Genomic DNA, 14058 nt, shown 5'->3' on the forward strand with positions numbered 1-14058 from the left:
TTAAAAAATCAACAACCATGTCACAAACACTTTTAGTACTTGCCGCATTTATTATTGCCTTAGGAATTGGAATTTTCATTGGAAAAATAATTTTCGCATCTCAATCACAATCCGAAAAATCAGGCTTAGAAGAACGCATTAACGGACTTTTAGGTCAAATGGAACAACTAAAAATCCAATTTCAAACGGAACGCAATCAGTTTGAAAAATCGCTTGCCCAACTTTCATCCGAAAAAGAAAATCTTCAAAAAGAAAAAGAAAGCTTAGCGATTCATTTAGCTAAAAAAGAAAATGATTTCGATAATTTATTAGAACGCAATAAAGAGCAAAAGCAAGAAGTAGAGCAACTTCAAGAAAAATTCACCAAAGAATTTGAAAATTTAGCTAATAAAATTCTAGAAGAGAAAACCGTAAAATTTACGGAGCAAAACAAGGAGAATTTAAAAAATATTTTGTCGCCTCTGCAAGATAAAATCCAACTTTTTGAAAAGAAAGTCGAAGATACGCATAAAGAAAGTATCGATTATCATGCCGCATTACGCCAACAAATTTTGGGACTTCGCGAAATGAACGAACAAATGAGCAAGGAAACCATCAATCTAACCAAAGCTTTAAAAGGTGATAGCAAAATGCAAGGAAATTGGGGCGAATTGGTGTTGGAACGCGTGTTAGAAAAATCAGGATTAGAAAAAGACAGAGAATATTTTGTACAACAAAGTCACGTTACAGAAGACGGTAATCGTGTATTCCCTGATGTTATCATTAATCTTCCTGATGGCAAGAAAATGATTATCGATTCGAAAGTAACGTTAACGGCTTACGAACGTTACATTAACGAAGAAGATTCGGATATAAAAAATCAACATTTAAAAGAACACATTGTTTCAATTAATCGTCATGTGGAGCAATTGGGCAGTAAAAATTACCACGATTTGTATCACATGGAAAGTCCAGATTTTGTGTTGTTATTTATTCCGATAGAATCCGCTTTTGCAGTGGCTTTAAATGAAGATACGAGTTTATACAACAAAGCTTTCGAGAAAAATATTGTGATTGTAACGCCTTCTACGCTTTTGGCAACATTACGCACAATTGACAGTATGTGGACGAACCAAAAACAACAAGAAAACGCGATTGAAATTGCTCGTCAAGCTGGTGCTTTGTATGATAAATTTGAAGGTTTTGTTTCCGATTTGATTAAAATTGGGAAGAAAATGGACGAAGCTAAAATCGAATATGGTAACGCTATGAACAAGCTGGTTGACGGAAAAGGGAATTTAATCACAAGTGTTGAAAAATTAAAAAAAATGGGAGCTAAAGCCAAAAAAGCACTTCCAGAGGCTGTTCTAAAAAGAGCGAATGAAACGGATGAAATTTCAACACTTACTGAAAACAACAAAGACTAAAAAAGAAAATTATGGTACGAAAAATAATTCTTTACATTGCTTTATCACTCACTTTAATAACAGTGGGTTACTTCAGTTTTATTTATTATGTCCCTTATAGCGAAGGTGTTCGTTCAGGTGAATTGATTAAAATTAGCCATAAAGGTTTTGTCGTAAAAACATGGGAAGGCGAATTGAGCCAAGGAATTTCTGGAGCTCAAATTTTTGCTTTTTCAGTAATGGATAATCAGGAAGTGATTATTGAAGATTTAAAAAAATGGCAAGGTAAAAAAGTAACTTTGGAATACGAAGAGCGCTACAAAACTTTCTTTTGGTGGGGCGATACCCACTATTTTGTTACTAAAGTTACTCTAGAAAAATAATTTTTATGGAAATTGCCAATACCGTTGAAGCTTCAAAAATTACCTTGTCAGAATTAATGTTGCCATCTCATTCAAATTTTAGTGGAAAAATTCATGGTGGTTATTTATTAAAACTAATGGATCAAATCGCTTTTGCCTGTGCCTCGAAATACTCAGGTTGCTATTGCGTTACGGCTTCAGTGGATACGGTTGATTTTTTGAATCCTGTAGATGTGGGCGAATTGGTTACTTTAAAAGCTTCTGTAAATTACGTTGGAAAAACTTCGATGGTGGTGGGAATTCGAGTTACATCGGAACACATTCAAACTGGAATAAAAAAACATTGCAATTCGAGTTATTTTACCATGGTGGCAAAAGATGAAAACGGACAAAATGTTCAAGTTCCCAAACTTATTTTATCCAATTTAGAAGAAGTTCGCCGCTTTTACGATAGTATTAATCGGATTGAAAACAAAAAAAGAGCTAAAGAAATTGAGACCAATTTTGATCACAAATCAAAAGAAGCTATTGATAATCTAAAAAATTATAATGTTGTAATTTCTGATAAAATGTTTTAAATTTTAATTACAAAATCATCGGTGTTTTGAAAAAAAAGTTATATTTGTTTCAAACAATACAAACAAACTTTAACTAAATGATAAAAAAATACTCGATTTACGCTTTTATTATCAGTATTTCTCTTCATATTTATGCTTGTTCAAGTGATAATGATGATGAATATACTCCAATTTCTCCAGTCACAGTTGACTTAACACAAGTCCCTTATCCGAAACTATCTGATTACAAATTCTTTGAAGGTGAAATGAAAAATCAAATTCCTTCTTTGGATGTTATTCCTTACGAACCTATTTCTTCCCTTTTCACAGATTACGCTCACAAAAAAAGATTTGTGTGGATGCCAAATGGTACAAAAGCGTCATATACAGGTGATGATGAAATTCTGGATTTACCTGTTGGATCTGCTATAATAAAAACTTTTTATTATGATAATGTACAACCTTCAAATAGTACAAAAATAATCGAAACTAGAGTGATGATTAGAAAATCAGACGGATGGATTTTTGCTGATTACGTTTGGAATGAAGATCAAACTGAAGCCATTCTTGATTTGAATGGAAGCACTAAAAACATCACTTTTAGAGATGACAACAATGTAACGAGAACTATTGATTATAGAATTCCAAATGAAGCCCAATGCATCGTTTGTCATAAAACAAAAAGTTATGAAGGCGGAAATTATGTTCAAAGAAATATTCCAATTGGGATTAAACCACAAAACCTAAACAAAACATACAATTATGGTAGCGAAACTAAAAATCAATTAACCAAATGGATTGAATTAGGCAAGCTAGATAATTTTGCGTTACCTACGGAGGCAAACACCATTGTAAATTACAATGATAACACACAACCACTTGAAAAGAGAGTTCGATCTTATTTCGATATTAATTGTGCTCATTGCCATAAAGAACATGGACATTGTGATTACAGACCTATGAGATTTGCTTTTTCTGAAACTTACAACAACCAAACCAATATGGGAGTATGTGTAGACACTCAAGACATGCAAAATTTTGAACCTGCATTATCAAAAATCGTAACTCCAGGAAATATTTACAGATCTATGCTTTATCATAGATTAAATACCGTTGATGAAACCTACAGAATGCCTTTACATGGAAGAACAATAATCCACGAAGAAGGAATTCAACTCGTAGAAGAATGGATTAATTCATTAAATCCTTGTAACTAAACACCAAACTATAAAACAACTTAACTATGACAAAAACTCTACTTTTTACTATATCAACATTTCTCTTTTCTTTAACAAATTTTGCTCAAGACAATTGTGCTAGTCCTTTTGTACTATCAGGTCCAGGAATTTATAGCGTTGGGGTTATAAACGGAACACAACCAACAACTTTTTGTGCTCCAAATGGAACGATTCCTGTTGCGAACATTCCTGCTGGAGAATGGTATTCTTATACCCCAACACAAAATTTTTCGGTGAGTATCTCATCTGATATTGCGGCAAACACTCCAAGAAAAGATACACGTCTACATATTTACACAGGAAATTGTGCTTCTCTAACTTGTGTTGCTGGAGACGACGATACAGGTTCTGGATATTCTTCTGTTGTTAATTTTAATGTAACTGCTGGAACTACTTACTATATTGTTTGGGATAACAGATGGTTAAACACTACTAACAATACTGGTTTTAATTTTCAACTTACAGAGAGTACAATATTAATTCCTACTGCACCAATTACTTACACAACACAAACAGTTGCAACTATTAACAGTGGTTACAACATCTGTGTAGTTGACATGAATGGAGATTATAAAGATGACATTGTTGGTATAAGCGCGGCTAATATGAGAATTCATTATCAAACTTCTACTCCAGGAACTTATACAGTTACAGATTATCCATTATCTGGAACCGTTTTACAACCAAATTGGAGTATGGCAGCGGGTGATTATAACAGAGATGGATTTAACGATCTTGTATTAGGAAACGGAAGCGGTGCTACAATATTAACATCAAATAGTACTGGAACAGCTTATACAACATATACTCCTGGACAATATATTTTTTCTCAAAGAACAAATTTTTCAGATTTAAATAATGATGGAAATTTAGATATATTCGTTTGTCATGATATTGCTCCTAGTTGTTATTATTTGAATAATGGCAGTGGTGGTCTAACTTTTTATCAATCAACCGTTACTCCTGGAGCTATGAATATTGCCACAACAACAGGAAATTACGCTACTCTTTTTACTGATTTTGATAATGATGGTGATTCTGATGTTTTTGTTTCAAAATGTTCTGGACCTCCATGTGAATTATATCGTAATGACGGAAGTGGCGTTTATACAAATATTTCTGCATTAGCTGGAATTAATATTACTCCGATTCAAACTTGGTCAACTGCTATTGCTGATTTTGACAACGATGGAGATATGGACATCATTATTACAGCAAGTTCTGGAGCGCATAATTTTTTCAGAAATAATTTAGACACTTCAAATAGTGTGGAAGAAGCTTATTCTAACATTACTGGAGGCTCTGGATGGGATACTAATGCATCAACAAATACAGATAATATAGCTTATGATTTTGATAATGATGGGAAAGTAGATGTTTTAGGTGGTGGAAATAAAATAATGTTTAATCAAGGTAATAACATCTTCGCTCCTGTAACATATAGCGGATTAGCTGTATCTGCAGTAGGTGATTTAAATAATGATGGATTTATAGACTTTCAAAATGGAACTACTATTCGATATGCAGTTCCAAATGGAAATAATTGGATAAAATTCAATTTACAAGGGGTTCAAAGCAATAGAAATGGTATAGGTGCGCGAATTGAAATTTATGGTGCGTTTGGAAAACAAATTAGAGATGTTAGAAGTGGTGAAGGATTTAGACACATGAGTACATTGAATGCTCATTTTGGAATTGGTACTGCAACAACAATTACTCAAGTTGTTGTTATCTGGCCATCAGGAGTAGTTGATGTGATTAATAATCCAAATATCAATCAAGCGTTAACGGTAGTGGAAGGTTCAAGCCCATTGAGTGTTGCTGATAACAACTTAAATTCTATTAAATTGTACCCAAATCCTTCAAGCGATATAATTACACTTTCAAATACTGAAATGCTGAATATTAAGCGTATTTCAATTATTTCAACACTTGGAAAAGTTATAAAAGAAGTTACATTGTCAAATTCTAGTTTTTCTGTTTCAGAATTAACACAAGGTGTTTACATTTTATCAATTGAAACTACAGACGGAGAAAAATACTCTAAAAATTTTATAAAAAAATAATTCAACTAAACTCAATAAAAAAAGCTGATTCAAGTTTAAGAATCAGCTTTTTTTATTGCTTTATTTAAAACACTCTCACTAAATTAAATCCGAAACCAAATTCGCCTTTAGTCCAATCGCCTACGGTTTGCCCTAAATATCCGGTTTCATGCATTGCAGTCGAGTTAGTAAAATGCATTTGAAAAACATGGCCTCCTGTTTCCAAATCGAAACCTACTGATAATGGATTCTTGTAAATAGATTCATTAGCTCTGTTTAAATGAGCGGCATAATCTACATTGAACGACCAACGTTTGGTTAATTTATAACGTCCTCCTATTCCAATGGCATATTGTGTATTGTCTTGAGGATTTGGAGAAATAACCATATTATTTTCATCTAAAATATCACGTAATGTATTTTCATGGAAAACTGTTGGAGCTAATTCTAAGGATAACTTTTCTGAAAATTTACGCGAAATTAAAAGTTGAGTGACATATCCTAAACGATTTTCGAATTTTAAATTAGGATAATTTTCCTTTTTTAATTCCGAATTAACGGCAATACTATTAAATCCAACTATTGTTACCGGAAAATTATTCTCACCTTGAGCAAATAAACGATATTTAACTGCAGCATCATACGTTTTCTGAAAACCACTTCTCGAAACATGAACGGTTAACCAATCGTTTACTCCGTACAAAAACTTCAACTGGGTATTGGCATTGTCCAATCCAAAAAAATCATCAAACCCATTATTCACAAATCCAAAACGATGTGCTACAATGAAGTAAAAATCGCCTTTAGCTGCTAATTTTGTTGATTCTAAATTCACAATTTTTAACGATTTAAATGCCGATTCAACTTTCTGATTTTGCGGAATAGAATCAATTTCGTTTAACAAATCATCTTGAGCAAATCCTAAAAAGGGAAACAAAAAGGAAAATAAGATTAGTTTTTTCATAAAATTAATTTTAATCAACGATTAGTACTTTTGTTGCGAATTCATTCTCAGAAGCAACTTTTACTATATACGTTCCTTTTTGTAAATTGGATGTTACAATTTTTGAACTTGTGACATCTATGCTTTCCTTTATTACAACTCTACCTAAATAATCATGAATAAAAACTTCTGCAGATGAAATTCTGTTAGGTAATTCGATTGTAATGAAATCATTTGAGGGATTAGGATACATCTTAAATTGAGCTAATAAAACATCTTCAGAACCTAACGTAAAATTAGCCGATGCAACACCTCTACCTCCATGATACGTCAAAGAATAACTATTAGCAGTACTTCCATAAGCCCAAATTAAGTTAATACTATTTGGTGTAGAAGAAAACACATAATCATTAGCATCTCCCGTATTTAAAGCTCTAGTTGCAACAATTGTTCTCACTGTTCCACTAACAGTATTTGAAGTAATAGTCCAATGTTGAGTTCCATCGTTTACGGGAGCTGAAAACCCAGTTAAATATCTATCAAATGAAGATAATGTTGTTGTATTAGCATGACAAACCACCACATCGGTACCAGCAGTCATAGAAACAGCACCAAAACCTAATGCAAACCAACGATCTGAAGGTCCGGTTAAACGTAAAGTGACATTAGTTGCAACATCGATTTTCGCGGTCATTGCTACTCCCGCTGTAGAGTTTAGATTTATAGTTCCTGTTGAATAGCCTTGAGCGGCAATGTAGCAACTAGATAACAAATAAAATAATAGTGTAATTTTTTTCATAATTTATAAATTTAATAGTTGTTGAATTTGTTCATCTTTTAGTTTTAAAGCATAATCAATTGCTGACATACCTGAATTATCTTTTATGTTTGAATTAGCATGAAACTGCATTAAAAGAGCAATCATTTCATAATTTCTAAATTGAATAGCATAATGCAATGCTGTAAATCCGTTTTTGTCTTGCAAATCGACGTTAGCTTTAGCTTCTAACAATAACAAGGTAAGTGTTTTATCATTTTTTACAACAGCTGCCATTAGAGCTGTTCCATTGGAGCTATTAAAATTTACATCGGCCTTATGTTGAATTAAAAAAGAAGCTACTGCTACATTTCCGTTATAACAAGCTAATATCAATGGCGTAAAACCTTGAGGAGTGATGGTTTCCATTAATTCTGGCGCATTGGATAAAATCGCATTCATTTGCGCAACTGTTCCTTTTCTAGCTACATCAAAAATAGACACTTGCGCAAAATTTGAAATTGAAGTAATCAAAAGGGTTATTAAAAAATATTTTTTCATCTTATAAGTATTAATCTTCTACAATACATTGATCCATTCTTAATTCTTCGAAAAGTTCATCATATCCAATAAATCTACCTTTCAATTTTACCAAATCACCATTTTTCAACTTTTCAATTTCTTCTTTAGTTAATGAAGCTATTAGCTTATCATCAAGGGTAATGCTGTTTTGTTTTAAATCCAATGCAGTAACATTTCCGTATATAGAAATTGTTTGGTCAGCATAAGTAACTGTAGAAGAATCAGGATTATTAATGAATCGTTGCGATAATTCGCTTACACTTGTTTCAAAAGCCACATTCTCTGATGCTATATCGCGATGAGACTGATACATATAAAAATATAAAGTGATTATAGATAAAAATAATCCAAATACAGAACCAATAAGTAATTTAAATTTTCTAGTCATAACTAATATATTTAAAATGAAAAAAATGATACAAAAATTCACCATGTTCGTCTTGTTATTTACAACGATAAGTTGTACCGAAGACAGTATTTCAGATTTAACTGAAACTGAAATTCCAACAACCGTAAGCTACCAAAACAATGTAAGACCCATTATTGAAAACAATTGTTTGAATTGCCATGGTAACCCTACCAACTTTGGAGCACCAAATTCTCTTACTACATACGAGAATGTAAAGGCTTCGGTTTTAAATAATTTAATTGACCGAATTTCAAGAACTGAAGGAACTTCTGGAGCCATGCCGTTAGGAGGGCCAAGGTTATCGCAAAACGACATCAACATAATTATAGAATGGCAAAATGCCAATTTTCCTCAATAACTAAATCTTATACTTATGAAAACAAAACTATTTTGGATTTTACTTTTAATAACCCAATTCTCAATTGCTCAAGACAAATTAATCACCAAAAGCGGAACTATCACTTTTGAGGCATCTGTTCCTTCATTTGAAGAAGTAAAAGCAAAAAATTCAGGTGTTTCTTGTGTGATTAATACCAAAACTGGCGAAATTGCTTCACTTGCCTTATTAAAAGGGTTCCGATTTAAGGTGGCGCTAATGGAAGAACATTTTAACGAGAATTATGTGGAAAGCGATAAATTCCCTAAAGCGACTTTTAAAGGGAAAATAGAAAATTTCGACCTTTCTAAGATTACTACAATAGCAACCAATTATACCATAAAAGGAAAATTAGAACTGCACGGAAAAGCAAAAGACATTTCAATAATCGCAAAAATTAAAAAAGGAAAAGATGGCATAGAAATTGTATCTGACTTTATCGTCAATACAGATGATTTTGACATTGAAATTCCAAGTGTGGTGAGTAAAAAAGTTACCAAGAAAGTAAATGTCCGATTTGAATTTGTATTGAAATAGTATTTTATTATATTTACATTATTATACAAACAAAAAACTCACATGAAAAAAATCACACAAATTGCATTAACAGCGTTGTTATTTGTAGGAATTACAGCTAATGCACAAACACAATTAAAAAAAGGTTCTGTAACTTATAACATGACAATGCCAGGCGCAAGCGAAGAAATGGCAGCTATGGGAGAAAGCACTATAACTGTTCATTTTGATGAAAAAACACAAGCAACCGACATGAGTATGATGGGCGGAATGATGTTGATGAAAACCATTGTACCTACTGCAAATAAAAAAGATGCTAAAATGACTATGGAAGTAATGGGAATGAAATACGAAATTACCGATGTAGGAGAAGAAGCTGTAAAAAACTCTAACAGTCTTAGTAATTTAGATGATGCTAAAGAAATCGTTTACGACAAGAAAGATACTAAGGAAATTGTAGGTTTTAAATGCTACAAAGCAACTATCACAATGAACGATGGTACAAAAAGTACGTTCTATGTTACTGAAGCAATTGCTCCACAAGCTCCTGCATCTCCAGAAGCTAAAGTTAAATTAGTAGGTTATCCTTTAGAAATGACGGTTCAAACAGCACAAGGTGACATGATTATGACCGCTACAAAATTTTCAAAAGAAATTCCTGCAGATGCATTTAAAGTTGGCGAAGGCTTTACAAAAGTAACAATGGAAGAATTCCAAAAACAAATGGGCGGTATGTAATACAAACTCTTTTATAATGTAAGAAAGCACTGAGAAATCGGTGTTTTTTTTGTTTGTTACCATCTGATGATGTAGAAAATCTTTTGATTTTTTGTAAGATTTTTTTATTATTTTTGAAACAAGACTACACTGAAGCTTGTCAGACATATAAACAAGTTGTACACTATTAAACCAAAACTTATGAAAAAAATCTCCGTAATAATATTATTTAGTACAATTAATATTTATTCTCAAAATAATTTTCAAAAGAATATTGATGGTAAATGGAAATTAGAAAAAGTATATGACAAAAGTACTTTTTTGAATTTTGGTAAATACTTAAAAATTTTAGGTAATGAAATTCATTTTTATAATTTGGTCAATGGAATAGAAACAAAAGAAACTGTAATAAAATTTTATTACATAGATTACACAGATGGATATTATCATAATAAAGATTCTCAACAATTAATAAAATTAGAAAATGGAGAAGTTTGGGAATTAAGATTAGGAATCATAAATAATGAGACAAGATTAATTTTCGATTTGAAAATCACCGAAGAAGGATATTATTTAGTTACAGCAGATGATAGAGGAATTATTAGAGACCCAAAAGAAAGGAAAGAAGCATTAGAAGGAGAAATCAACACTTATTATATAAAATATAACTAACAGGGTACAAAATGATTTTACGAAATTTGGGCTTGAGGATTTAACGAAAGGATCTTTTTGTATATTTGGCTTTAGTCATAATGGAATTGTTCGGGAATGAATCTCCCAAACTTAGCTAAGCCACGGGACGCTAAAAACTGTTTATGGCTACTCGCCATTTTTAAAGTATAAAAAAATCCCAATCTTTCGATTGGGATTTTTAGTATTATTTCGTTAAGTACATTTTTCTTCTTGAATACAAGTCGTAGAATTGATCGTCTTTTAAATCATCGATAAACAAGATGCTTTCTCCAGTTGATTTCATTTCTGGTCCTAATGCTTTGTTTACATTTGGAAACTTACTGAAAGAGAAAACCGGTTGCTTAATCGCATATCCTTTTAACTGTGGTTTGAAAGTAAAATCAGTTACTTTATTGTGACCCAACATTACTTTTGTTGCGTAATTCACATACGGTTCACCATACGCTTTTGCAATAAACGGAACAGTACGAGAAGCTCTTGGATTGGCTTCGATAATATAAACCGTGTCATCTTTAATCGCAAATTGGATATTGATTAACCCAACCGTTTTTAAAGCCGTGGCAATTTTTTTGGTGTGATCTTTGATTTGTTGCATTACAAATTCACCCAAGTTAAACGGAGGCAATGTTGCATTACTATCTCCCGAGTGCACTCCACAAGGTTCGATATGCTCCATAATTCCTATGATGTACACATTCCCATCGGCATCACAAATTGCATCTGCTTCTGCTTCGATAGCGCCATCTAAATAATGATCTAACAATAATTTATTTCCAGGAATCGATTTTAATAAATCAATTACATGTTCTTCTAATTCTTGTTTGTTGATGACGATTTTCATTCCTTGTCCACCCAATACATACGAAGGACGCACTAATAATGGAAAGTCTAACGAATCCGCTAATTTTGATGCTTCTTCAGCACTTTCAGCAATTCCAAACTTAGGAAATGGAATGTTTAATTCGGTTAATAAATCCGAGAAACGCCCTCTGTCTTCGGCTAAATCTAAAGCATCGAATGAAGTTCCTAAAATTTTGATTCCGTATTTTGCTAATTTTTCAGCTAATTTTAATGCTGTTTGACCACCTAACTGAACGATTACGCCTTCTGGTTTTTCGTGTTGGATGATATCGTAAATATGTTCCCAAAAAACAGGCTCGAAATACAATTTATCTGCCGTATCAAAATCGGTAGAAACCGTTTCCGGATTACAGTTAATCATGATGGTTTCGTAACCACATTCTTTCGCTGCTAAAACTCCGTGAACACAAGAATAATCGAACTCAATTCCTTGACCAATTCTATTTGGTCCCGAACCTAAAACCACTACTTTTTTCTTATCGGTGACAATACTTTCGTTGTGAACATATTTAGTTCCGTCTGATTTTTCAATTTCGGCTTCAAAAGTCGAGTAGAAATAAGGTGTAACTGCTTTAAATTCTGCAGCACAAGTATCTACTAGTTTGTAAACACGTTTAATATTTTGTTCGTCACGCAATTTGTGTACTTGGCTTTCCAAACAACCCATCATGTGCGCAATTTGGCGGTCGCCGTACCCCTTTTGTTTTGCTTCTAACAGCAATTCTCTTGGTAACGTATCTACTTTGTAATTCGAAATTTCTCTTTCTAAATGGAATAATTCTTCATATTGTTTCAAGAACCACATGTCGATTTTTGTAATCTCGTGAATTCTGCTCAACGGAATTCCCATCGCAATAGCATCATAAATTACGAAAACTCTGTCCCAACTCGCGAAAGTTAATTTTTCGATGATTTGTTCGTAGTTCTTATAACCTTTCCCGTCTGCTCCTAACCCGTTACGCTTGATTTCTAACGACTGAGTAGCTTTATGAAGCGCTTCTTGGAACGAACGTCCAATTCCCATTACTTCTCCTACCGATTTCATTTGAAGCCCTAATGTTCTATCAGAACCTTCAAACTTATCGAAGTTCCATCTTGGTATTTTCACGATTACATAATCTAATGTTGGCTCAAATAAAGCCGAAGTTGATTTTGTAATTTGGTTTTGTAATTCGTCTAAGTTATATCCTAAAGCTAATTTCGTTGCGATTTTTGCAATTGGATATCCCGTTGCTTTTGAAGCTAATGCCGAAGAACGTGATACACGAGGATTGATTTCAATTGCTACAATATCTTCTTTATCATCAGGCGAAACCGCAAATTGTACGTTACAACCTCCAGCAAAATTTCCGATAGAGCGCATCATTAAAATCGCCATATCACGCATTTTTTGGAACGTTGTATCTGATAATGTCATCGCTGGTGCTACTGTAATCGAATCTCCAGTATGAATTCCCATTGGATCCATATTTTCGATAGTACAGATGATTACCACATTGTCGTTGCTATCGCGTAATAATTCTAATTCGTATTCTTTCCAACCCATTAAAGCTTTATCAATCAAGACTTCGTGAATTGGAGAAGCTTCTAAACCGTAAGTTAAAGCGCCATCAAAATCTTCTTTTTTGTAAACAATTGCTGCTCCAGTTCCTCCTAAAGTAAACGAAGGACGGATTACCAATGGAAACCCAAATTCCTGAGCAATTTCTTTTCCTTGTAAGAAAGAATTAGCCGTTTTTGCAGGCGCTTGCGGAATTCCGATTTTGTTTAGTAAGTTTTTGAATTGCTCTCTATCTTCTGTAATGTTGATGGCATTGATATCTACACCAATTAATCTTACGTTGAAATCTTTCCAAATCCCTTTTTCATCTGCTTCAATTGCTAAATTAAGCGCGGTTTGTCCACCCATTGTTGGTAAAACTGCATCAATTTGCGGATGCGCTTTTAAGATTTCGATGATTGATTTTGTGGTAAGTGGTTTTAAATAAACATGATCCGCCATCGATGGGTCGGTCATAATGGTTGCTGGATTAGAGTTAATTAAGATAACTTCAATCCCTTCTTCTTTTAATGAACGAGCTGATTGTGAACCTGCGTAGTCAAATTCGCAAGCTTGACCAATAACAATAGGTCCAGATCCAATAATTAAAACCGATTTGATTGTGGTGTCTTTAGGCATTGTGTTGTTGTTTTGTTGTTGTGGGTTGTAGTTATATTGCGATTATAAAATTACTAATTTTCAAAGGGTTGCACTAAAAAGCACTTTAAAACTTATTCAAATTTTATAAACAGTTTAAAAAAAAGCCGCTACTAATAAAAGTAACGGCTGATATATTGTTTTAAGCTAAAACATTATTTCTTGTGTCTTGGTTCGCAAGAAACAGTTAACTTATGTCTTCCTTTAGCTCTTCTACGAGCAAGCACTTTTCTTCCATTTGCAGAAGCCATTCTATCCATGAAACCGTGCTTATTTCTTCTTTTTCTTTTTGATGGTTGAAACGTTCTCTTACTCATTGTAGTATCTTTTAAAATCTATAAATAAAAATCTTTTTTAAAACTCATAGGTTTCCTATCCTGAAAACCGAGTGCAAATATACAAAGACTTTTTTCATTCGCA

Annotated in this window: 15 protein-coding genes; 9 read left to right on the plus strand and 6 right to left on the minus strand. The window is 32.9% G+C overall.

The window, feature by feature from the left end; genetic code table 11:
- The first annotated feature begins 17 nt into the window (after nt 1-17).
- From rmuC to IM755_RS12100, 5 genes are all read left to right on the plus strand, one after another.
- Entirely contained in the window at nt 18-1406 is a 1389-nt protein-coding gene (rmuC, locus tag IM755_RS12080; RefSeq protein WP_194097218.1) for a DNA recombination protein RmuC, read from the plus strand.
- A gap of 11 nt (nt 1407-1417) precedes the next feature.
- A complete protein-coding gene (locus IM755_RS12085) occupies nt 1418-1768 on the plus strand; it encodes a 6-phosphogluconate dehydrogenase (RefSeq protein WP_194097220.1) in 351 nt (116 codons plus the stop codon).
- 5 nt (nt 1769-1773) lie between these two features.
- Nucleotides 1774-2325 (plus strand): acyl-CoA thioesterase, encoded by a 552-nt coding sequence (locus tag IM755_RS12090; protein WP_194097222.1) that lies wholly within the window; start codon nt 1774-1776, stop codon nt 2323-2325.
- Nucleotides 2326-2402: 77 nt separating this feature from the next.
- Nucleotides 2403-3521 (plus strand): hypothetical protein, encoded by a 1119-nt coding sequence (locus IM755_RS12095; protein WP_194097224.1) that lies wholly within the window; start codon nt 2403-2405, stop codon nt 3519-3521.
- 26 nt (nt 3522-3547) lie between these two features.
- A complete protein-coding gene (locus tag IM755_RS12100; RefSeq protein WP_194097226.1) occupies nt 3548-5608 on the plus strand; it encodes an FG-GAP-like repeat-containing protein in 2061 nt (686 codons plus the stop codon).
- Between the two features lie 64 nt (nt 5609-5672).
- Here IM755_RS12100 and IM755_RS12105 read toward each other — a convergent pair whose 3' ends face one another.
- From IM755_RS12105 to IM755_RS12120, 4 genes are read right to left on the minus strand one after another with little or no spacing between them, the layout of a single operon-like run.
- On the minus strand, nt 5673-6551 hold the full coding sequence (locus IM755_RS12105) for a DUF5777 family beta-barrel protein (protein WP_194097227.1): 879 nt from the start codon (nt 6549-6551) through the stop codon (nt 5673-5675).
- A 10-nt stretch (nt 6552-6561) separates the two neighbouring features.
- Complete coding sequence (locus tag IM755_RS12110) at nt 6562-7329, minus strand: DOMON domain-containing protein (protein ID WP_194097229.1); 768 nt, start codon at nt 7327-7329, stop codon at nt 6562-6564.
- A gap of 3 nt (nt 7330-7332) precedes the next feature.
- The gene (locus tag IM755_RS12115; protein WP_194097231.1) at nt 7333-7848 is read right to left on the minus strand and encodes an ankyrin repeat domain-containing protein; all 516 of its coding nucleotides are present in this window, start codon (nt 7846-7848) and stop codon (nt 7333-7335) included.
- A 10-nt stretch (nt 7849-7858) separates the two neighbouring features.
- Nucleotides 7859-8182: a hypothetical protein gene (locus IM755_RS12120; protein WP_194097233.1), complete on the minus strand. Its 324-nt coding sequence runs from the start codon at nt 8180-8182 to the stop codon at nt 7859-7861.
- Between the two features lie 100 nt (nt 8183-8282).
- Here IM755_RS12120 and IM755_RS12125 point away from each other — a divergent pair, with 100 nt between their 5' ends.
- The 4 genes from IM755_RS12125 to IM755_RS12140 all read left to right on the plus strand — a co-directional run bounded on the left by IM755_RS12125 (nt 8283) and on the right by IM755_RS12140 (nt 10559).
- Nucleotides 8283-8636: a cytochrome c gene (locus IM755_RS12125; RefSeq protein WP_228063944.1), complete on the plus strand. Its 354-nt coding sequence runs from the start codon at nt 8283-8285 to the stop codon at nt 8634-8636.
- Between the two features lie 15 nt (nt 8637-8651).
- Entirely contained in the window at nt 8652-9191 is a 540-nt protein-coding gene (locus IM755_RS12130; protein WP_194097237.1) for a YceI family protein, read from the plus strand.
- Between the two features lie 42 nt (nt 9192-9233).
- Nucleotides 9234-9908 (plus strand): hypothetical protein, encoded by a 675-nt coding sequence (locus IM755_RS12135; RefSeq protein ID WP_194097239.1) that lies wholly within the window; start codon nt 9234-9236, stop codon nt 9906-9908.
- A 180-nt stretch (nt 9909-10088) separates the two neighbouring features.
- Nucleotides 10089-10559: a hypothetical protein gene (locus IM755_RS12140; protein WP_194097241.1), complete on the plus strand. Its 471-nt coding sequence runs from the start codon at nt 10089-10091 to the stop codon at nt 10557-10559.
- A 205-nt stretch (nt 10560-10764) separates the two neighbouring features.
- Here IM755_RS12140 and carB read toward each other — a convergent pair whose 3' ends face one another.
- Complete coding sequence (carB, locus tag IM755_RS12145; RefSeq protein ID WP_194097250.1) at nt 10765-13620, minus strand: carbamoyl-phosphate synthase large subunit; 2856 nt, start codon at nt 13618-13620, stop codon at nt 10765-10767.
- 173 nt (nt 13621-13793) lie between these two features.
- Complete coding sequence (rpmH, locus tag IM755_RS12150; RefSeq protein WP_007136275.1) at nt 13794-13955, minus strand: 50S ribosomal protein L34; 162 nt, start codon at nt 13953-13955, stop codon at nt 13794-13796.
- Nucleotides 13956-14058: the final 103 nt, after the last annotated feature.

Source organism: Flavobacterium proteolyticum, from assembly GCF_015223105.1.
Lineage (GTDB): Bacteria > Bacteroidota > Bacteroidia > Flavobacteriales > Flavobacteriaceae > Flavobacterium > Flavobacterium proteolyticum.

Coding starts and splice junctions, on each gene's coding strand:
- rmuC (WP_194097218.1), top strand. CDS start 18: ATGTCACAAACACTTTTAGTACTTGCCGCATTTATTATTGCCTTAGGA.
- IM755_RS12085 (WP_194097220.1), top strand. CDS start 1,418: ATGGTACGAAAAATAATTCTTTACATTGCTTTATCACTCACTTTAATA.
- IM755_RS12090 (WP_194097222.1), top strand. CDS start 1,774: ATGGAAATTGCCAATACCGTTGAAGCTTCAAAAATTACCTTGTCAGAA.
- IM755_RS12095 (WP_194097224.1), top strand. CDS start 2,403: ATGATAAAAAAATACTCGATTTACGCTTTTATTATCAGTATTTCTCTT.
- IM755_RS12100 (WP_194097226.1), top strand. CDS start 3,548: ATGACAAAAACTCTACTTTTTACTATATCAACATTTCTCTTTTCTTTA.
- IM755_RS12105 (WP_194097227.1), bottom strand. CDS start 6,551: ATGAAAAAACTAATCTTATTTTCCTTTTTGTTTCCCTTTTTAGGATTT.
- IM755_RS12110 (WP_194097229.1), bottom strand. CDS start 7,329: ATGAAAAAAATTACACTATTATTTTATTTGTTATCTAGTTGCTACATT.
- IM755_RS12115 (WP_194097231.1), bottom strand. CDS start 7,848: ATGAAAAAATATTTTTTAATAACCCTTTTGATTACTTCAATTTCAAAT.
- IM755_RS12120 (WP_194097233.1), bottom strand. CDS start 8,182: ATGTATCAGTCTCATCGCGATATAGCATCAGAGAATGTGGCTTTTGAA.
- IM755_RS12125 (WP_228063944.1), top strand. CDS start 8,283: ATGATACAAAAATTCACCATGTTCGTCTTGTTATTTACAACGATAAGT.
- IM755_RS12130 (WP_194097237.1), top strand. CDS start 8,652: ATGAAAACAAAACTATTTTGGATTTTACTTTTAATAACCCAATTCTCA.
- IM755_RS12135 (WP_194097239.1), top strand. CDS start 9,234: ATGAAAAAAATCACACAAATTGCATTAACAGCGTTGTTATTTGTAGGA.
- IM755_RS12140 (WP_194097241.1), top strand. CDS start 10,089: ATGAAAAAAATCTCCGTAATAATATTATTTAGTACAATTAATATTTAT.
- carB (WP_194097250.1), bottom strand. CDS start 13,620: ATGCCTAAAGACACCACAATCAAATCGGTTTTAATTATTGGATCTGGA.
- rpmH (WP_007136275.1), bottom strand. CDS start 13,955: ATGAGTAAGAGAACGTTTCAACCATCAAAAAGAAAAAGAAGAAATAAG.